The 19,582-nt window shown below is 54.4% G+C and carries 15 protein-coding genes; 12 read left to right on the top strand and 3 right to left on the bottom strand.

All coding sequences use genetic code 11. From position 1 onward, the window contains the following. Positions 1–91 precede the first annotated feature (91 nt). From E1J53_RS03330 to E1J53_RS03315, 4 genes are all read left to right on the top strand, one after another. The gene (locus tag E1J53_RS03330; protein ID WP_134271584.1) at positions 92–1,414 is read left to right on the top strand and encodes a Dyp-type peroxidase domain-containing protein; all 1,323 of its coding nucleotides are present in this window, start codon (positions 92–94) and stop codon (positions 1,412–1,414) included. Positions 1,415–1,485: 71 nt separating this feature from the next. Then, entirely contained in the window at positions 1,486–4,596 is a 3,111-nt protein-coding gene (locus tag E1J53_RS03325) for a histidine kinase (protein WP_173021352.1), read from the top strand. Then, positions 4,577–5,329 carry a LytTR family DNA-binding domain-containing protein gene (locus tag E1J53_RS03320; protein ID WP_134271586.1) on the top strand — a complete coding sequence of 251 codons (753 nt, stop codon included), beginning with the start codon at positions 4,577–4,579 and terminating at the stop codon, positions 5,327–5,329. Before E1J53_RS03325 ends, E1J53_RS03320 begins: the two co-directional genes overlap by 20 nt. 215 nt (positions 5,330–5,544) lie before the next feature. Continuing rightward, the gene (locus E1J53_RS03315; RefSeq protein WP_134271587.1) at positions 5,545–5,850 is read left to right on the top strand and encodes a response regulator transcription factor; all 306 of its coding nucleotides are present in this window, start codon (positions 5,545–5,547) and stop codon (positions 5,848–5,850) included. Positions 5,851–6,030: 180 nt separating this feature from the next. On the opposite strand, the gene E1J53_RS03310 is transcribed toward E1J53_RS03315, so the two are convergent. Continuing rightward, positions 6,031–9,042 (bottom strand): DNA polymerase III subunit alpha, encoded by a 3,012-nt coding sequence (locus tag E1J53_RS03310; RefSeq protein WP_134271588.1) that lies wholly within the window; start codon positions 9,040–9,042, stop codon positions 6,031–6,033. 582 nt (positions 9,043–9,624) lie between these two features. Between E1J53_RS03310 and E1J53_RS03305 the strand changes: the two genes are divergently transcribed. From E1J53_RS03305 to E1J53_RS03280, 6 genes are all read left to right on the top strand, one after another. Then, on the top strand, positions 9,625–10,644 hold the full coding sequence (locus E1J53_RS03305) for a helix-turn-helix transcriptional regulator (RefSeq protein ID WP_134271589.1): 1,020 nt from the start codon (positions 9,625–9,627) through the stop codon (positions 10,642–10,644). 297 nt (positions 10,645–10,941) lie between these two features. Next, the gene (locus E1J53_RS03300; RefSeq protein WP_134271590.1) at positions 10,942–11,244 is read left to right on the top strand and encodes a DUF3817 domain-containing protein; all 303 of its coding nucleotides are present in this window, start codon (positions 10,942–10,944) and stop codon (positions 11,242–11,244) included. A gap of 44 nt (positions 11,245–11,288) precedes the next feature. Next, positions 11,289–11,525: a hypothetical protein gene (locus E1J53_RS03295; RefSeq protein ID WP_134271591.1), complete on the top strand. Its 237-nt coding sequence runs from the start codon at positions 11,289–11,291 to the stop codon at positions 11,523–11,525. Beyond that, positions 11,503–11,688, top strand: a complete 186-nt coding sequence (locus E1J53_RS03290; RefSeq protein WP_134271592.1) for a hypothetical protein — start codon at positions 11,503–11,505, stop codon at positions 11,686–11,688. The genes E1J53_RS03295 and E1J53_RS03290 overlap by 23 nt, the downstream gene beginning before the upstream one ends. A 61-nt stretch (positions 11,689–11,749) precedes the next feature. Then, positions 11,750–12,652: a leucine-rich repeat domain-containing protein gene (locus E1J53_RS03285; RefSeq protein WP_134271593.1), complete on the top strand. Its 903-nt coding sequence runs from the start codon at positions 11,750–11,752 to the stop codon at positions 12,650–12,652. Positions 12,653–12,746: 94 nt separating this feature from the next. Next, positions 12,747–13,895 (top strand): Gfo/Idh/MocA family protein, encoded by a 1,149-nt coding sequence (locus E1J53_RS03280; protein ID WP_134271594.1) that lies wholly within the window; start codon positions 12,747–12,749, stop codon positions 13,893–13,895. Here E1J53_RS03280 and E1J53_RS03275 read toward each other — a convergent pair. Then, complete coding sequence (locus E1J53_RS03275; protein WP_134271595.1) at positions 13,882–14,517, bottom strand: Crp/Fnr family transcriptional regulator; 636 nt, start codon at positions 14,515–14,517, stop codon at positions 13,882–13,884. The two genes, E1J53_RS03280 and E1J53_RS03275, sit on opposite strands and share 14 nt — an antisense overlap. Before the next feature lie 196 nt (positions 14,518–14,713). On the opposite strand from E1J53_RS03275, the gene E1J53_RS03270 reads away from it, so the two are divergent. Next, positions 14,714–14,932, top strand: coding sequence for a DUF2892 domain-containing protein (locus E1J53_RS03270; RefSeq protein WP_134271596.1), 219 nt, complete (start codon positions 14,714–14,716; stop codon positions 14,930–14,932). Between the two features lie 230 nt (positions 14,933–15,162). On the opposite strand, the gene E1J53_RS03265 is transcribed toward E1J53_RS03270, so the two are convergent. Then, the gene (locus E1J53_RS03265; protein ID WP_134271597.1) at positions 15,163–17,973 is read right to left on the bottom strand and encodes a gliding motility-associated C-terminal domain-containing protein; all 2,811 of its coding nucleotides are present in this window, start codon (positions 17,971–17,973) and stop codon (positions 15,163–15,165) included. A 130-nt stretch (positions 17,974–18,103) separates the two neighbouring features. Here E1J53_RS03265 and uxaC point away from each other — a divergent pair, with 130 nt between their 5' ends. Further along, on the top strand, positions 18,104–19,534 hold the full coding sequence (gene uxaC / locus E1J53_RS03260; RefSeq protein WP_134271598.1) for a glucuronate isomerase: 1,431 nt from the start codon (positions 18,104–18,106) through the stop codon (positions 19,532–19,534). Positions 19,535–19,582 lie beyond the last annotated feature (48 nt).

The raw sequence follows: 19,582 nt of genomic DNA, 5'->3' as shown, positions 1-19,582 counted from the left end.
AAGATAAAATGAAGCGCACTCGTTTATGGGCATACTGTTTCTTACCATTTGTGAAGAGGCGGACCTGAGAAATTCATTAAATAGTTAGGTTATGTTTGAGAGGATGGACTTTCAGGGGGGAATCCTTAAGTCACACGGTCGTGCCTACAGTGCTATTTTGCTACTTACCTTGTATGACCGACCCAAGGCGGCCGTAAAGTGGATTCAGTCTTTTGCCGATGTTTTTTTAATTAGCCATGCCCAACAGACGAGTGATACGGAAAAATTCAAGCGAACGGGTTTTCCATCGGTAGTGGTCTCTCTGGGATTGAGTTATAGTGGGGCAATAAAAGTTGGCATCAATAAAAAGGACTTACCAGAAGATAAATTCTTCGTTAATGGGATGCGGCATCGAAACTCCAGGGGGGCGTTAGGAGATTATCAAGTTAGGGATATGGATAATTCTAACCCTGACGTGATTATTCAAGTTGCCGGTGATGCCCCAGAAATTATTGAGGCAGTAGAAAATAAAATTAAAGGTTACCGAGAGTTTAAACTGGCCATCAAACAAGCAACGAGGGTAGTTGGATACCGGGGTTTTCGTACGTCGAAGGATGATCCCTCGATTGGTCCGTTCGGATTTGTAGATGGGATATCAGAAACCAGGCCGGAGGAGCGTTTGTTTAAGGAGACCTTTTTCAAAGATTCAAGAGTTGAGGATGGGTATGGAGCGCTGATGGCCATCAGAAAAATTAGTGTTGATCGAGAAAACTTCACTTGGCTCAAAAACAAGCTAAAGAGTCAAATAGGCCCAAAAAATAGACCTGCGGGGGAAATTGACGAATGGGCTAAGGCCATGATTATGGGGCGGTTTGAGAATGGAACCCCTCTTGTTTTTCAGAATTGGTCGAAACCCGAGGAAACTTGGCGCGATGCAATAAACGGTGCAATGGATTTTTCAAAAGATCCGCGAGGGAATAAATGCCCGTTTTTTGCCCATGTGAGAGTAATGAGGACTGCAGGTAGCTTAGGGAAAATCGTTCGAAGAAGCATGCTCTATCAAGAATCATCGGAGGCGAAAATTTCCGACTATCCCACGAAGCGTGACTTTAACGGTGCTAAGGGGATGTTCTTTATTTCGTACCAAAAAAGTATCTCAAAGCAATTGATTCCTTTGTTTAAGAGCATGGCAAAATTATCGGGAAAAACCCAAAATGCCCCCTTAGTTGATCCTGATGTAGTTGCGTATCGTAATGATGGAAGCCACAGGAACGTTGAACTTGAGGTTTCCCCAGAGTATGGGGGCAATGTTTTAAGAAATTCAGTTACGCTTTTTGATCACGGTGGACACGAAAAGAAGGTGAAAAACCTGACCAAATTTCACGGAGGAGAATTCTTTTATTTCCCCTCAAAAACGTTTATGCTTTCACTTTGACTGTAGTATAAGCCTTGTGGGAAGTCTAGATTCATGTAATGTCGTATAAGTGGTTTTGCATAACGTTCCTAATGATATTCGCGTCGAATATTCAACTGCTGTGCCAAGCCAATGGGGAGGCCGTATACACCTTTCATCACCTTACGGCCAGAGATGGACTTACCAGCTCGCAATACAACCACCATATTTTTCGCGATTCAATCGGTTATGTCTGGATCTCCTCAATCGTTGGTTTAAATCGCTTTGATGGACATCGTGTCAAGCAATATCACCCGGGTGACAATGGACAATACGGTTTGTTAAATGAACAAGCGTCCCAAAGTGCGTTTGGTCAGATTCCTGGTAAAGGGATGTGGTTTACTAATGATGTTTCCCTGACTAAATATGATGTTCTTCGCGACAGGTTTCACCATTATCGGGGACAGATGCCTAACGGCATTAGGGCAAACGACACCTACTGGTGGAACTACGTTGATTCTACTAAGGGCGTAATATTTGTTAGCGGAGGTAGACATTTATTTTCTTTCCGGCCAGGCGTAGATTCGTCGCTTGTTCACGTGGATGATATTCATGTGGGTGTTCGCGACGTAATGGACCCGAAGGAGGATGGTGGTTACGTTCTAATGCGCAATTTTTTTGGAGAATCCTATTTTGACGTTTCTGTTTATTCTATCTATCGCAGGGAAAGTGCAGTGAAAAGGTATTTTTCACCAGATAGTTCCAGTGTCCGAACTACGGCTTACCTGAATGGTGGTAAAGTTCTCGTTGGGACAAAAACTGGTTTGTTCATACTGACACTTGATACCGGATATTGGGAAGCAATCTGGAAGGGGAAGTCTGGAAAAGGGGTTTATGTGGAGGCTTTAGTTAAACGAGCAGAGGGAGAGTATGTAATTGGAACAGCTACGGAGGGTATTTATTTTTTTGATTTAGATGACAGAATTATACGAGGGCCAATGTTGACAAACGTAGCCGGAGAAATCAAACCATTTATCACGAATTTGGTAAAGCTTTATCTTGGTCAGGATAATGTATTATGGGTGTCGGCAAAGAACGATGGTGTATATTTTGTGGGCTTAGATGCACCTAAATTTTCGACAATTTCACCAATCATTGGCAAAGAGCGTGATGTTGTACGGATCAGTAGTGACGAAGAGAATGGAGTTTTGTGGATTGCAGGACTTAATTCTGTACTTATGTGTTCTCCCAAAGACACAATTTCCTACGAGATTAATATTTCTGGGCAGGAACTGGAGCAAATAAAGAGCTTGCACATAGATAATGAAGGAACAGTTTGGGTTGGGACGCTAAAGTATCTGTTCAAAAAATCAAAAGGTGATTCTGCTTTTCGAGAATTCGTGCTTCCTTATGATGGGATGCAATATCCTGGATACAATGACCTTGTAAGTCTGCCGAGCGGAGAAATATTGGCCGCCACAAATCGAAAAGGGATACTACGTATTTCTAAGGACCGAACGAGTTGTTTTTGGGATTCAACCAGTCTTGTTCGGCCAAGAATTATGAAAATGAAGGGGGATGTTTTATTAGTGACGACCCTGAAAGATAGCTTTCATATTATACGAGTGGAAGCCAGCAATAATCAATTGTTCGTGGATACTACCCTGTTGGGTATACCCTATCTAACGGGTATTTTCCCCCAGGATGATAGTACTTTCTGGTTAGGCTCCCACGGTGGCTTGTTCAAGCTTGATGTAGATTTCAAAAGAGGCCATAAGTTGTTTAATATTCCATTAGCGGAGGCATCGGTCGTTATTCACGGAATAGCAGCGGTTGGAGAGGAACTGATAATGTCGACGGCTTCGGGGGTTTTAACCTATAATATAAATAACGGCTCCTCACAGGTCTATAGCCTGTCGGACGGATTGTTGGGCGGGGAATATATATTTCGATCAGCCCACCATATTCCTGATCGGTCAAAGGCTTTTTTCGGAGGTACAGATGGAATTACGGTCATTTCCCCGGAGTTTGTCAATAATGGAATCGCTAAAGCTAGTCCGGTCATTACGGGCATTGAGATAAACAACGGTGAATTTGATGCTAGGAACTATTGTGTTGATACAACGCTGAACGTTAGCTTTATTCGGCAACTTAAAGTGCCCTATACACATAATACAATTGAAATTCAGACTTCCCCCCTCGAATACAGCGATCCAAAATCTTGTCTCTTCAGGTATCGAATTAGTGGGCCAGATAGAGTAGAATTTTTACCCCCATCAACCAACTCCACTTTGAGCCTTACGGCCTTAAGGGAAGGGGGGTACGATATTTCTATTTGGGCAACCAATTCAGATTATGCGTGGGCGGGGCCAAGAGAATTAAGGATAGAGGTTCTTCCCCCCTGGTACCGAACCTGGTGGGCGTACGTTCTTTATGCTATCACAATCCTTGGCACAATTGGTGGTGTCCTACGCTACCGATACCTGAAACTCCGGGAAGTTGAACTGGCGGAATTAGACAAAGCCAAAGCCGAAGCCCACGCCGCCGAAACCGAAACTTCCATCCTTCGGCTACAAATGAACCCCCACTTTATTTTCAATAGCCTGAACTCGATTGATGACTACATCATTGGGGAGGAACCCCTACGGGCCCACGACTACCTGGTGATGTTCGCGGAGCTCATTCGGGATATTCTGCACCGGTCCACCCAGCCACTTACCCGCCTGGACCGGGAGGTGGATATGCTCGAGAAGTACATTGAGGCGGAGCGGATGCGGGTAGGGGAGCAACTGAAATACCATATTGCCATTGACGATGAGGTCGATACAATCTCGACCTGGATACCGACAATGATCCTGCAACCCTTCGTGGAGAATGCGATTTGGCACGGCATCGGTCACCGGGAGGAAGGCGGTACCATTGTGCTTTCTTTTCGAATTGATGAAGACCGTGAAGAAATAGTGGCTACCGTCGAAGATGATGGTGTTGGGCGGACTAACGCCCGGGGGGGAGACCGCAAACACAAATCCATGGCGATGGACATTACGCGCCAACGATTAGCCCTCTTGAACGAACGCATTCGGGCGCTTCCCGAAAGAACTCCGGGGGACGCTCGCTACGAGATCATCGACCTGAAGGATCAGGATGGCCGCTCCTCCGGCACGAGGATCGTACTATATTTACCTCTGATTTACCCAGAGGACTATGAGAGCAGTAGCGATTGATGACGACATAAAAATGCATCGCCTCCTGCAGTTTATGTTGCGGGAAATTGATGCGGACCTGGATTTGGTGGGTACCGCAGTTTCCGTCGATTCGGGAGTAGCCCTGATTGAGCAAGAGCAGCCTGATCTGCTCCTCCTGGATATTGAGTTAGAAAACGGGAGAACCAGTTTTGACATCCTGCAACAAATCGATTCGGGTAAATACCTGATCATCTTTATTTCCGGCCACAATCAGTACGGACAGTTGGCCCTGCGGTTCGAAGCCCTTGATTACCTGGATAAGCCCATCAAGTCCCAGGATTTGTTCGAAGCCATCGTTCGCGCAAAACGACGTTTTTCTCAGCGAAACGCCCAGGAGCGCCTGGCGGATTTGGAGGAGGCTATGGCCAATTTTCAACAGCAAAAGCTTCCGACCCGACTTACCGTGTCCACCAGCGAAGGAATCTTCTTTCTGGCCATCGACGATATTCTCCGCATCAGTACGGCCGATGGTTTGGTCACTTTTCATTGTGCCGACGGCCGCAAGATTCACAAATCGGACCGCCTCCGACGGTACGACGAGCAGTTTGAGCCCTACCCGGAGTTCATGTTGGTCCACAAGTCCAATCTGGTCAACCTGAAGCGGGTGCGGTCCATCAAGCCCGGCCCGGTACTGGAAATAGAAGACGGCACGGAGGTAGCGATTACCGCCCAAAGTGCCCGGCGGGTTCGTAGGGTGATGGAGACGCTCTGAATCTTTCCCCTTTCCTTACGCGATCATTTGGTGTTTTCGTGCGATGATCATGGGGGTAGGTGCGATGCTGATTTTTGGCTAGTGCGGGCGGACTAGTTTAGCTACCGTAATCAATATCTACTAAAGCAATTTGCGGCAACGTCGATTGTCAACTGGCTTCCCGGTTCTTACCGGGATCAGGAACGGCATTGCCCGAATGGTCCAGAACTAAACCGATGAACAAACCCAATCAACACATCCCCCTTGCCGACAACGTCATGGTTTCTCCGCAGGCGCTGCGGCGCCTGACGGAGTTGCAGCGCTTTGCCCGGGCGAATCGCCGCAATTTTTCCCGCCTCTCCCGGCGGGAGTTGGAGATTCTGGCCCTGATTTGCCAGGGCCTCACCAACGAGGAAATTGCCGCGCGCCTGTACCGTTCCGTCCACACCATCCGTACCCACCGCAACAACATCTGGCGACAGCTGGGCATTCGGTCCGTCGTCGAAGCGGTAAAGTGGGGGCAGGCCTTTGACCTGGTATGAGGGTGCTGCGGAAGACAAGGACAGTATGAGCTCCGGTTCATCGTCGATTTTGACCTCAATGACCTGGAGCGTGATACGACCAATAATCAGACCTCAATCTTGCTCAATCTTTAAGATGTCGCCAATCAACTTATCCTAAATCCTGAATCCTTGAACCTCAATCCTTGATCCTAAATCCTCCTAACTCTCCCCGAACCGCTCGTCCGCCAGGTAGGGCAGTCGCTCCATGCCGTAGACTTCCAGGGAGGGGAAGCCAAATTCCCGGGCGACGCGCCCGGTGATGCAGTAGACCCCCCGCCCGCGGAAGGGGAAACGGGCCAGACTATCGGGGAAGTGGACGGTGTCAAAGTAGTGCCCCGTCTCGTCGAGCCAGCAACCGAAGCACATCCGTTCCTCCTTGACGGTGGGAACGACTTTGTCGCAGACAAAATAGGCCCGCAGGGTGAGGTTGTGCCCCTCGGGGACGGACCAGATGACGGAGCGGGCCTCATTATCCGGTAAGGGGTTTCCGGGCGAAGGTGGGTTTCCTCCCTCGACGAGGAAGAAGGGGGAACAGAGCGGAAACCCCAGCAGCTCCAGTTCGTCGAAGGCCTGGTCGATTTCCTCGGCCGTCAGCGGGTGACCGCTGCGGTGATTGGGGGAGAGGTCCAGGCGAAAGTATTGCCGGGGAGCTTCGAGGGTGAACAGTTCCGGCGTGGATTCCCGTTCGGCTTTGGGGTTGAAGACGGCGTTCTTCTCCCAGAAAAGCTCGGACTTGCTGCGCCCCGTGAAACGTAGTGCCCCGATACGGATGAGAAGATCAAGTTGGGGACCGTCCGCCTCGATGCGGCGGCAAAAGTCGGCCAGGGAGCGGAAGTCGCCGTGTTGTTCCCGCTCCAGGGCGATGGCCAGGGCCAGTCGCTCGGAAAACCCCTTGACGTGAACGAATCCCAGGTAGATGTCCTGGCCGCGAATGTCCGTCAGGTAGCGGCTGTGGTTAACGCAGGGTGGGTGGATGCGTCCGCCGGCCATGCGGGCCTCGTGGACGTAGAATTCGGTGCGGTAGAAGCCCCCGAAGTTATTGATGACGGCCACCATGAATTCGAGCGGGTAGTAGGCCTTGAGGTAGAGACTCTGAAAGCTCTCTACGGCAAAGCTGGCCGAGTGGGCTTTGCAGAAGCTGTAGCCGGAAAAGCTCTCCACCTGACGCCATACTTCCCTGGCCAGTTTTTCGGAATGCCCCCGCACCTGCGCGCCGTCGAAAAACTTCTTCCGCAAATTCTCGAAAGTGTCTCCGTCGTGTTTTTTGCCGCTCATGATGCGGCGCAGTACGTCGCTTTCGTCCAGGTCCAGTCCGGCAAAATGATGGACGATCTTCATCACGTCCTCCTGGTAAACCATAATGCCGAAGGTTTCTCCGAGATGCTCGGCGAATACGGGATGGAGATATTCAAAGCTGTGCGGGTGATGATAGCGATGAATGTATTCTTTCATCATCCCGGACTTGGCCACCCCCGGACGAATGATGCTGCTGGCCGCCACCAGGTGAACGTAATTGTCGCAGGCCAGCTTGGTCAGCAGCCCCCGCATGGCGGGGCTCTCAATGTAAAAGCACCCCAGGGCCCGACCGCTCTTGAGCATGCTGCGCACCTTGTCGTCGGATTTGATCCGGTCAAAATCATGGATGTCTACGGCCTTGCCCTGGTTTTGTCGAATCAGGTCAACGGCAGATTTGAGGTGGCCGAGGCCGCGTTGGCTGAGGACGTCGTATTTGTGCAGCCCCATCTCTTCGGCGTGGTACATGTCACAGTGCGCCACCGGAAACCCCTTGGGCATGAGGCGTTGTGCCGTATGGTAATGGATCGGCTTTTCCGTGATGATGATGCCTCCGGCGTGGATGCTCAGGTGGTTGGGTAGCCCCAGGAGGCCCACGGCGATGTGCAGGACTTTTGCCGCCTTCTCGTCCGTTTCCGCCCGTCCGTGCGGGTCGCGGACCAGCGCGTCGATTTCTGCTTTGGGCAATCCATATACCTTGGCGACTTCGCGCAGGGCCGCCCTTCCCTTGAAGGTGGAGTAAGTGGCCAGTTGGGCGGTGTGATCCCTGCCGTAGCGCTTGAAAATGTAGTCGGTAACGTCATCGCGTTCGTCCCAACTGAAGTCGATGTCAAAATCCGGCGGACTGACCCGGTAGGGATTGATGAAGCGTTCGAAGTAGAGGTCCAGTTCGAGGGGGTCGACGTCCGAGATGCCGATGCAGTAGGCCACGATGGAGTTGGCACCGGAGCCCCGGCCCACGTGTTGGTAGCCCGCCGCCCGGGCGTAGCGTACGATGTCGTGGGTGATGAGGAAGTAGGAGCAGAAGTCCTGTTTTCTGATGACGGCCAGTTCGCGCCCGATGCGAAGGCGGGCCCGCTGGAAACGTGGCCCGGCGGGATAGCGGCGGGCAACGCCCGCCAGGGCAAGTTTTTCCAGTAGGGCGTAGTCTCCCCGCTTATCACCGGTGAAGGTTTGGCGGTTGACCTGAAGGCCCACCTCCAGTTCCGCCGTGCAGCTATCGATGATGCGCTGGGTGGTTTGCAGGATGGCGGGGTACGATTTGTAGAATTGCCGGAGGGTGTCGGGAGGCAAGAGACGGTCGCCGCGTTGGGCCAGATCGCGGGGGGTGAGCTTGGTGTGAATGGTGTTCAGATCAATGGCCCGCAAAGTTTTGTGCTTTTCGTAGTCTTCATCCGTGATGCCCACCACGGGGGCTAAGACCACCAGTTTATGCTGGTGATGCCTTAGTTCGTGACTGAAGAGCCGATTGACGTGCTGGGGACGAATACCGAGTAGCTCGTTGTCCCGGAAATCCCGGATGGGTTTGGCGAGCCGCGGATAGATGATCCAGACGTCCTGCATGGGGGGCGGGACGGTCGGTAAGGGGCGCTCCTCCAGCGAGTGATGGCTCAGGTAGGCGCAGAGTTGCCGCCAGCCTTCGGCATTGCGGGCCAGGCCCGAATAAAGCCACTGCCCCTCCCGCCAGAAGGAAATGCCGAGGATGGGCTTGATGCCCGCTTCCCGGCAACGGCGCACGAACTCCCCGGCACAACTGGTGTTGTTGGCGTCCGTTAAGGCCAGGGTACTTACCCCCCAGGCCGAAGCTTTTTCGACGAGGGCTGCTGGCGTCAGCACACCGTAGCGAACACTAAAGCAGGTATGGCAGTTTAGATGCAAAGTGCTGGCCTTTAAACGTGAAAGCGGTCCCGGAAAACAAGGGAGAGGCCGGTGGCGGACAAGAAATGGTCAGAAACTTTTAACGATAGATACATGTGTAGCAAAATTTGTCTGGTGGTTAAAAGAGCACCGGGTGATTTGACCTCAAAAACCTGAAAGAAAGAAGGAGAGTCCGCAAATATTTGAGGGACAGTTGTTTAGTCAGAAAGCTGGTTCACAATCCGCAAGTTTGTCATACGTAGGGGGTGATCACGCGCACCCTTAAATATCTAAATGCAAAGTAATGTGGCTTTTATTTTTAAAACAAATTTTTGTTTTTTGAATAAAAATATGTTTTTTGTTTTTGACCACTAATCTATCTTAACCGGGCTTTGAATAAGCTCATACAACAATCCCTCAGTTTTAATTGATGAGCTATGTATTGGGTATCCGCATCGTCTCAAGAAAAGTAAACCTGGATGCGCTTTAAGGAAATTTTATTACTCCTCGAGCGACGTCCCTCGTCTTATTTCTTGTTATAACATTTTTTGTCTGTGCTGCTAAATCCCCGCAAGACGCATATCATCCCAATTTCTCTAAACGATGCACAAGGATTTTCAGAAGGTGTTTTTTGATCGCTTACTGGACCGCTTTGAAAAGAAGGGGACCCTGGTAACCGAATTGGAAAGGGTACTACGACTAAGCAAGGACGCGATTTACCGCCGGTTACGGGGGGATACGGCCCTGACGGCCAATGAGCTAATTCTGCTGGCCGAAAAGTTCAACCTTCCACTCGACCAGGGAAGGGTGGATAACTCGCCCACTTTTGTGCACAGTCACAATTTTGTACCGATCAGGACTGAGCTGGAATATTACGAAACTCTCGAGGAGCAGATAAAAATGTTCGTTAATGTTCCGAACGTAAGCATCGACTACGCGACTCCGGAGTTGCCACTGTTCTACGAGTTTATGATGCCGACTTTGCTGAAATTTAAAACTTACGTTTACGGCATCACGACCTGGAACTTTGAAAAGTGGCGTAATCAACCGTTTCATCCCGATCTGATCGACCAAAGGGTGATGGACATTGCCAGCAGAATTGTCGACAGCTCCTACAAGTTTGGTGGCCAGGAATTATGGTCGATCGGCATTCTGGACGTAACCCTCCGACAAATCGAACACAATGTGCAGATCGGCATGCTGAACGATGATGATCTGATCCGGCAAATGTTCCGGGAGCTGGAGGACGTAGTGGAGCATCTCGAACACATGGCCAGAGTCGGTAAACGCTTCCCCCGGGGCGGAACGGCCGGCGAAGAGGCTCCGGATTTCAACGTATTCCACAATGAACTAGCGAACACCAACAACGTTATTCTGGTAAACATGCCAGATCTGTCCGTCGTATTTACTACCTTCATGAATCCCAATTACCTGGTCAATATGGATCAGGAGGTTTGTCGTCAGACGAAGGTCTGGTTCAATAACCTGGTGGAAAGTGCTGACGCACTCGGTAAATCAGGAAATAAACATACCCAGACTTATTTTAAAAGACTGAGTGACAATATCGGGGAGGCGAAGTTGCGAATCGCGGCGATGAAGGGTAAACAAAAGGTTTTTTATTGACATTCAATAAAAAATTATGTGTTCCTGTTGCGAAATCTGCATTAGCACATATCGACAGAACTCCATATATTTGCAGTACACAATTGGAAAAGTGCAACAATTTTGCATTCCAATTGATGAAGATTAGGTTTATTTTTCATGAGAGACGCTGTGGACAGCACAGTCGTATAACGAGGCCCGGGCATTTGCGCCCGGGCCTTTTCATTTTTCGGTATTACGTAAATCTGACTTCCCCGCTGCACCGTAAAGCAGGGGGTAGTTGTTACTTGCGGCAAACACATCAATCAGCTACCGACTATGCTTCGAACGCTTCGGATACTAGCCATCGGTGAGGGGATCAGTTATTTGCTCTTCGCCATCACGATGCCGCTGAAGTATTATTACGATCTACCCGAACCCAACTACGTTGTGGGAGCCGCTCACGGCGCCCTGTTTATGGCCTACATCGCAGCGGTTGCCATCGTGGCCTACCGCTACCGTTGGTCGCTTGGGAACACCTTGTGGTCCCTTCTGGCGTCCATCGTGCCGGGAGGAACCTTCGTTGCGGATCACAAAATCTTTGCACCGGAGGCCAGGCGGCAGGCTCAAACGAACGCCTGAGTGCATCCCCGAATACTCTCGGCGGGCTGCCGTACCTTAGCCGTATGGACAATCATTCCCCAAAACAAGCACCGCCCTGGCTGGGCATCGTAGGTTGGCTACCCATCGTGGCCTACTTCGTGGTGAAGTACGCCATTGTCGGGTCGGAGGCCATGACCGGACGGCAGAACCTCATGTTACTCGGGGCGGTGATCCTGGCGGAAGTCGCCCTTTGGCAGTACCGTAAGCAATTCCGACCACGTAAAAACGAAGACAATAATGGAACCCATCCAGAAGGATAAACCATCAGCGGGACTTTTCATCATCATGACGCTGGTCTACTTCGGAGCGTACTTCGGGCTGAAGTACGGCGTGATGGGGGGCGAACTTCCCTGGTTGTATAATCTCGGACTCATCGTGCTCTGTCTCGGACTGGCCCTGTTGCTGCGTAATCGGGTGAAGTAGGAAATAGCTATCTTCCCCTGGTCGTTACCCCGATACACCGAATAACCGACCAGCGCACACCATGAACGAAGCCTACGAAAAGGCCCGCCAAAAAATTCTGAATAGTAAGGTAGCGGAGACCACCGTGCTGACCCTGTCCTTCGAAAAGATCGGCGAAATCCCCCCGGAGATCACCCGCCTGAAGAAGTTGGAAAAGCTCGAACTGCACGATACGGGGATCAAGGACCTCAACCCGATCGCCGGCATGACCGGTTTGCGTAGCCTGACCTGTGGCAGTAACCCCATTCGGGATACTACTCCTTTGGCGCAGTTGGTCAACCTCAAGTACCTTTCGATCAACCACTGCCGGATCAAGGATATCAGCGTCGTGGGAAACATGAAGGGGCTGGAATCCCTCGATGTCCGGGATAACCATATCGGAGATATTGGTATGCTCAGGGAGTGCAAGTACTTGAAGTACGTGGATATTTCGAACAACCTGATTACCACCCTGCGACCGCTGCAACACGTGCTGGAGCGCGACATTACCCTGAAAACGAAGGGATCGTTTTGGGTGGCTTTCTACGGTTCGGTGGTCATGGTCAAGGGTTGTCCCCTGGAGGATCCTCCCCTGACCGTTGCCGACCGGGGGACACGAGCGGTACTCAATTACTGGAAGGTTCAGGATCGGAAGCAAGCGCCCCCCGTATCGGCCGGCGCGGTAGGACGGGCGCCGACCGTGGTGACGCCGGTACGCGAAGACCTGCAACGACTCAAGGAGGATGCGCAGGACGCCCTGGTGCACAATGATTTCGGCAAAGCCTTTGAACTGCTGGCAAAGACCGGCGAAGACTTGAGCGGCTGGCGGGGGCGCTGGAATGCCCTGGTCCGGGACAGCGCCGACGGGGTGATCTCCGACGCAGACTTCCGGAAAGAAGAGAACCTGCTGCGCCGGGCCCTGCTGGAAATCGTAAGGAACTTATAGGCTGCCCGGTGAACAAGTACTTGCTACCTCCACTTAGTTTACTTGGGTTCACTACCTTACCGTAACCTTCTCCGTCAACGCTCAAGCAACCAACATGAAAAACCAAAACGAAAGGCGGCGCTTCCTCCGCCAGTCCGCCGCCGCGGCGGCGGGGCTGATCCTCACCCCGGCCATGCTGGCCTGCGGCCAGCGCAACACCAACCCCAACGCGGCACCTGCGACCGCGCCCACCTCCGACAAGAACCGGAAGGTAGGCGTGGCCATCCTCGGGCTCGGTGGCTACGCCCGCGGCCAAATCGCCCCCGCCCTCCAACTCACCGAGCACTGTGAACTGCGGGGACTCATCACCGGTAGTCCGGAGAAACTCCCCCAGTGGCAGGAGCAGTACGGGATCAGGGACGAAAATGTCTATACCTACGACACTATGGAGGAGATCGCCGATAACGACGATATCGACGTTATCTACGTCATTACCCCCACGGCCACCCACCGTGATTTCTCCGTCCGGGCCGCCCGGACCGGGAAGCACGTCTGGTGCGAAAAGCCGATGGCCATGAACCCCGCGGAGTGCCAGGACATCATCGACGCCTGCGAGGAAGCCGGTGTGATGCTGGCCATTGGCTACCGGATGCTGCACGAACCCAACACCCGGCAGCTGATCAATTTTACCAAAGAGCGGGCCTACGGAGAACTGACCGCCGCTACGGCCTACGCCGGGTACGGAGGTAATCCGCCGCCCCGGGACTACTGGCGCGGCCAGCGTGATATGGGCGGCGGCGCCCTCTACGATATGGGGGTCTACACCGTCAATGGCCTACGCTACGGCACCCAGATGGACCCCGTGGCCGTGCTGCAGGCCAGCCAGGACCGGATGGATGGCCCCAATGGCGTAGACCTGACCACCACCTATACGCTCGAATTCCCCGGCGGCCTGATCGCCGAGGGTAAAACCAGTACGGTGGAAAACGTGAACCTGTTGCGCATCGAAGCGGAGCGGGGGTGGTATGAGGTCAGCCCGATGCAAACCTATACTGGCGTCCAGGGAAAAACGAGTGACGGAAAAGTTTTGGGCCCACCCGTCCCCAACCAGCAGTCGCTGCAGATGGACGCCGATGCCCTGGCCATTTTGAACGGTACGCCGGTCCGGGCTACCGGGGCCATGGGGAAAACGGACGTGGCCATCATTCGGGCCATCATCGAAAGTGCGGAAACCGGTCAACGCGTGGCCATCAACGCAGGCTGATCCGCTCGCGGCCAAGGCGAAGTTTGCCGGCCCGCTCCAGCCCCTTGAGTACCCGGGATATTCCCACCCGGGAAGCCCCCAGGTCCTCGGCCAGCGTGGCGTGGGAGACCAGTAGCTCCCTGCTCTCCAGCATGGCGGCCATGTGCTCCAGGTAATTCATCACCCGTTGGTCGAAAGGCGTGGAGGCGAGCTGTTCAAATCCATCAAGAATGGAATCGAATTTTTCACGGTAGGCCTCCAGTACGTAATCGTTCCAACCCGGGTAATGGCGGGTATAGTCGTATATTCGCTGCGCGGGTATCAGCACGACGTCGGTATCGGTGATGGAAGTAGCCACTACGCGGCTGATTTCGCGCCGGATACAGGACGACAAAGTCATGGTGCAGGTTTCTCCCGGCCGGATGAAGTACAGAAAGAGGTGCTTTCCGTTTCGGGTCTGCATCGACACCTTGACGCCTCCCCGGGCAATGAGGGGAACGAAATCAATGTGCTGCTCTTCCCGCAAAATGACCGCACCTGCTTCCACTTGCTGGAGGAACCCTACTCGCAAAATATCTTCCCGAACGGCACCATCGGTTAGCCGGGGAAAGAACCGTTGTAAGTAGGCGTGCGATAAATTCATTGACTAATGTAACTGATGTTACGCAGCATGATTGCCCGGAACGTCAACTTTATCCCGTTATTAATCGAGAGAGTCCGATGAAATACCTAGAAGATTGGCCAACCTGGCAAAAGTTGTTGCTGGGCTGCGCCGCCTGTTTCGGAATCGCTTATTGGATCGCCCTCGTTATTGAATTCTTTACCAAAACCATTGGATCATGACCACTAATATGGGAAAGGCAGACCGCCTGATTCGGCCGCTGCTCGCGGTAGCATTTTTGGCCCTGTACTTCACGGGCACCGTAACCGGTACGTTAGGAATTTTCCTGCTGGTTGTTGCCGGCATCTTCCTCCTGACCAGCTTGATGGGCACCTGCCCACTGTACAGCCTGCTGGGCGTGAACACCTGTAAGGTGAAACCGGCGGACAAGGAATAAAAACAGTAACCTTCAAGGACATTAGCCCGGAGTGACCAACCATCATTCCGGGCTTTCTTTTGGGAGATTCTGGGAGGAAGCGCGAAGAACGGGGTCACTTTTCTGGCAAGCAAGCGCTTACTTTTTGGCGCGGACGCAGGTGCCACGTACCGGGAAACCGGCCGGGGGAACCCCGGCGCGCCAGCCAGCGCAACGATGCTGCGCGGGGTGGAGAGTGCACCTGATGCCACTCACCGGAGCAGCACCAGGGTGCCGGCAAAACGCACCGAGCGGCCGTCTACGAGCAGTAGTGTGCCGGCGTACACGTAGGTCCCGGCCCCAACCGGCTCGCCGTTGGCCGTACCGTCCCAGCCCTCGTTGGCGGCGGCTTCCCACACCAGTTTGCCCCAGCGATCGTAGACCTGAATTTGCGCTACCCCCGCGACGCTGTTGTCCGGAAACAACCAAAAACGATCGTTAATGCCGTCCCCATTAGGAGAAAAGGCGGTGGGAAAGTACACCTTCGATCGGCGATCAACCTCCACGGTAGTGGTAATGCTGGTGGGGCATGCCTCCGGGGAGGAAACCGTCAGGGTATACTCCGTAGTGGCGGTGGGCCTTGAGGTGGGAGAGGGGCAGTCCGTACAGGATAATCCGGACGCCGGTGACCAGGAGAATACCGTGCTGGCCGTCGTCGGACTGACTTGTGACCGCAGCCTCACGGAGTCCCCCAGTGACGTGGCGTAGCTGACCGGGAGAGCCAGCGACAACTCCACGGGTAACCCCAGTTCCACGGCCTCACTCCGGGCCAGGCAACCGTTCGCGTCCCTCACCCATACCCGGTAGCTGCCGGTCGGCAGGGCGTTGAAGACGTTACTGTCCTGAAAACGCTCGCCATCCAGGGAGAACTGATAGGGGGGCGCCCCCGCCGCCGCGGTGGCCGTCAGGTTGCCACCACCTACCGTACAGTCCACCACGACCGTTGGCGTCCCCGCCGCAAGTAAGGAGCGACCGGGAACGCTGAAGGCAACCGGAAGCCGGCAACCGGCTCCGTCTTCTACCGTCAGGGAATAATCTCCCGGAAGGAGGTTGCTCAACCGGGCCTCGTTCCCTCCGAGGGGCGTACCGTCGGCGTCTTGCCACCGATAGGTGAAAGGTGGGGTGCCGTTGGTCAGGTCGGCGACCGCAGTGGAGGTAAGGGTGCAGTTTTCCGGCTGCAGATTCACCGCCGCCGAAAAATCTCCTTCGAACGCCAGGAGGAAGCTCTGGTTGAGGTCGCAGTTGATTCCGTCCGAAAGGTTGACGGTGTAGGTGCCCGGCAGTAGGTCGTTAATCTGCGTTTGCTGGGTGCCGATGACCTGCCCGTTCTCGTCGGTCCAGGTAATGGCCAGACCGGGTAGTTGTGGCTGAATATCCAGGGAGATGCTGCCCAGTGGGCGTTGGCAGTTGGGCTGCACCAGGGTGGCGTCAAGGTTAAGCTCGCTTCCGAACGGCAGGGGATAGGGTTGAATGACGTCCCCGCAGCCATCCCGGTAGGTGATGTATACGGTCCGTGCCGTGTCAATGGGAACGGCGTAGGAATTGGTTTCGGCGTCGTAGGGGTAGGAGAAGCCCCTTTCGTTTGTGATCAGGGCAAAACTGATGTCCCAGTTGGAGCTGACGTCGATGTTTACCGTATCGCCGGGGCAGACGGGCTCGCGGTCCAGGTTCACCCGAAAGGTGGAGGATAGAGAGTCCACCACCACGAAGCGTTCTTCGCGGATAAGACAGGCGGCCGTGATGGTAACGGCATATTCCCCGGGCGAGAAGACGTCCCTGCGGGGCTCGGTGCTTCCGTCGTCCCAGAGAAATTCGGCGTTGAGGACGTTGAAGTCCGGAAAGATGGTCACGGAATCGTTGCAGATGGCCACGGAATCCGCAAAGAAGTCCGGCAGAATGGGGCGCTGTACCCGCACCGGATCCGAGATCACGCATCCGTTTTCGGTGGTGGTCCTTAACCGATAGTCGCCGTCCTGGCGGTCGGCGGGTGCGGGGCGGTAAATCCGGTCGGTTGCTCCGGGGATGGCGATCCCGTCAAAGTACCACTGAAAGGAGGCATTGAGCTGGTTGGGCCCGATGAGGGCAAAGTCCTCGTCACAAACGGTCACCCCGCGTACGGCTACCGGACCGGCCACCTCCTGGGTGAAGGCCGTGGCGGTATTCAGGCGAAACTCGTCGATGAAGTAGTAATTCCGCCAGCGGGCGGGCCGGTCGCCGGGATCCTGACCACACTTTCCGCCCAGGGCAACGGCCGCAAATTCTCCGTTGGACTGAAAGGTCATCCGGGCCTTCGTCCAGCGGCCGCTGCCGCCGTTGACCGTTACGGTGGTCAGGAGCTCCCAACCCTCGGCGCCGGCGTTTTCGGGGCAGTCGGCGGAGGGGAAAAAGAGCTGGTCGCAGTTTCGGATACCGTAGAGAGCCAGTTCGACCGGAGTGGGAGAGCGGACTTCCGGGGTGGGCTGTGCGTCATCGTCGACGAAGCCGACGAAAAACTCCGCTACGTAGTTTTCACCCCCCTGCGTTCGCTGGTCATCTTCCAGGCAGGCCCCCAGGAATTCCCGATAGAATTCGATGGGGCTGCCGTCGGGGTTCGTCTGCCCACTGGTCTCACTCACGCCGACCCAGATGCCGGCGCAACTGCTCCCGCTGGGGAGGGGCTGGGGGAGGGTGGCGGGAAAGACGGGAGGAGAGCCGGAAAAAGTGAAGGCGTTCCAGGCATCGGTGGTGCCGTTGGAGGCCTGCCGCCAGCCGGCCAGGCAGTTCGCCTGGGCCACCCGATCCGGATAGCCATCGGATTGCTGGGAAAAGCACCCCTCCGCGTCTCCGTCAAACTCTTCGAAAGACGGATTCGGGAGCAGGGAAGGTACCTGGGAGAGCAGCGCACAGGCGCAGTCTTCGGCGTCATTGAGGTCCACCAGCCCGTCTCCGTCGTCGTCAAGGCCGTTGTCACAAACCTCCTGTGCCGTCAGGCTCAGAGACAACAAGAACAAAAATCCACTGATTAGGATGGACCGAAAATTCATCGGGAGGGTGTTTGGGTAGTTCCGGAGGGTGGGCTACTAAAGGTAGTTGCTGTCTTGGGCATATGCCCCACATTAATCAGGGGGAGTTTACCTTGGGTCCGTCTTACGACTAACTTTTTGACCCGTTTTAATGGCTTCTGTCTCTGATTACTCCACTTTGATTCATGATGATTGGCTGCTCGAAACGGAGGTTGCCCGCAGACTTTACCATGAATATGCTGTCGATCAGCCCATTATTGATTACCACAATCACCTGATTCCCCGTCAATTGGCGGAGGATCACCACTTCCCGAATCTCCACGCCGCCTGGCTGGCTGGCGACCACTACAAGTGGCGGGCAATGCGGATGTTCGGGGTGGACGAAAGCCTGATCACCGGTGATGCCGATCCGCGGGAAAAGTTCCGTGCCTACGCCAGAACCTTACCCCATACCCTGCGGAATCCACTGTTTCACTGGAGCCAACTGGAGCTGAAGCGATACTTTGGCGTCGACGAATACCTCACCGAAGACAATGCCGATCGCATCTATGACCTGGCCGGAGAAATACTGTTGGGCCCCGATGGGGGAACGTGGGGGCTCCTGGCGGGTAAAAACGTCCGCGTGGTGTGTACCACCGATGACCCCATTGATAACCTGGAGCACCACCGGGTGCTGGGGCAGAAAGATTGCCCGGTAAAGATGTTCCCCGGGTGGCGCCCGGATCGGGCGCTGCAGATCAACGCCCCCGGATGGTTGACCTACGTACGGACCCTGGCGGAAGTGAGTGGTACCCCCATCAACACTTACGAGGATCTGCTCGCGGCCCTCGAGAAACGCATGGACTTCTTCGCCGCCCTCGGAGGGTCGGTGGCCGACCACGGCCTGGAGTACATCCCTGACGTCCCCTACGATCGGACCCTCACGGCCGAAACGTTCCGGGATCGCATGGCCCGACCCGAGGCTCCGGCACCTGCGCGCAGCGCCCAAACCTTTCTCCTCACCCTGCTCCTCGACCTGGGACGGATGTACGCCGGTCGTGGATGGGTAATGCAGCTGCACCTGGGCGCCCTGCGCAACAACAACGACCGTGGGCTGCGGGAACTGGGACCCGACACCGGATTCGATTCCATCGGCAATTTCCCCCAGGCCCGGGGACTAAGCCGCCTGCTCAACACCCTGGACAACACGGATGAGCTGCCCAAAACGATCCTGTATAATCTCAATCCGGCAGACAACGCGGTTTTCGCCACGATGATCGGAAATTTTGCCGGCGGCGGCGTACGGGGCAAAGTGCAGTGGGGCTCCGCCTGGTGGTTCCTCGATCAGTGGGACGGGATGTGTGACCAGCTCAATACGCTGTCGAACATGGGGTTGCTGTCCACCTTCGTGGGGATGCTGACCGATTCCCGGAGTTTCCTCAGTTACCCCCGGCACGAATACTTCCGGCGCCTGCTCTGCAACCTGCTCGGGCAGGACGTCGCCGCCGGCAGGATACCGGCCGACGTCCCCTTTCTCGGAAAACTGGTCGAAAATATCTGCTACGGTAACGCCCGGGACTATTTCGATTTCGGGGAAACGTAAGGAGCGAGCTGAAGGTTAAAACCACCTAAAGCCCGGCCGATATCGTCA

Origin of the sequence: Lewinella sp. W8, from assembly GCF_004375085.3 — a bacterium.
Lineage (GTDB): Bacteria > Bacteroidota > Bacteroidia > Chitinophagales > Saprospiraceae > Neolewinella.
The sequence above is the reverse complement of the archived record's forward strand: the minus strand, read 5'-3'. Positions and strand labels throughout refer to the sequence as shown.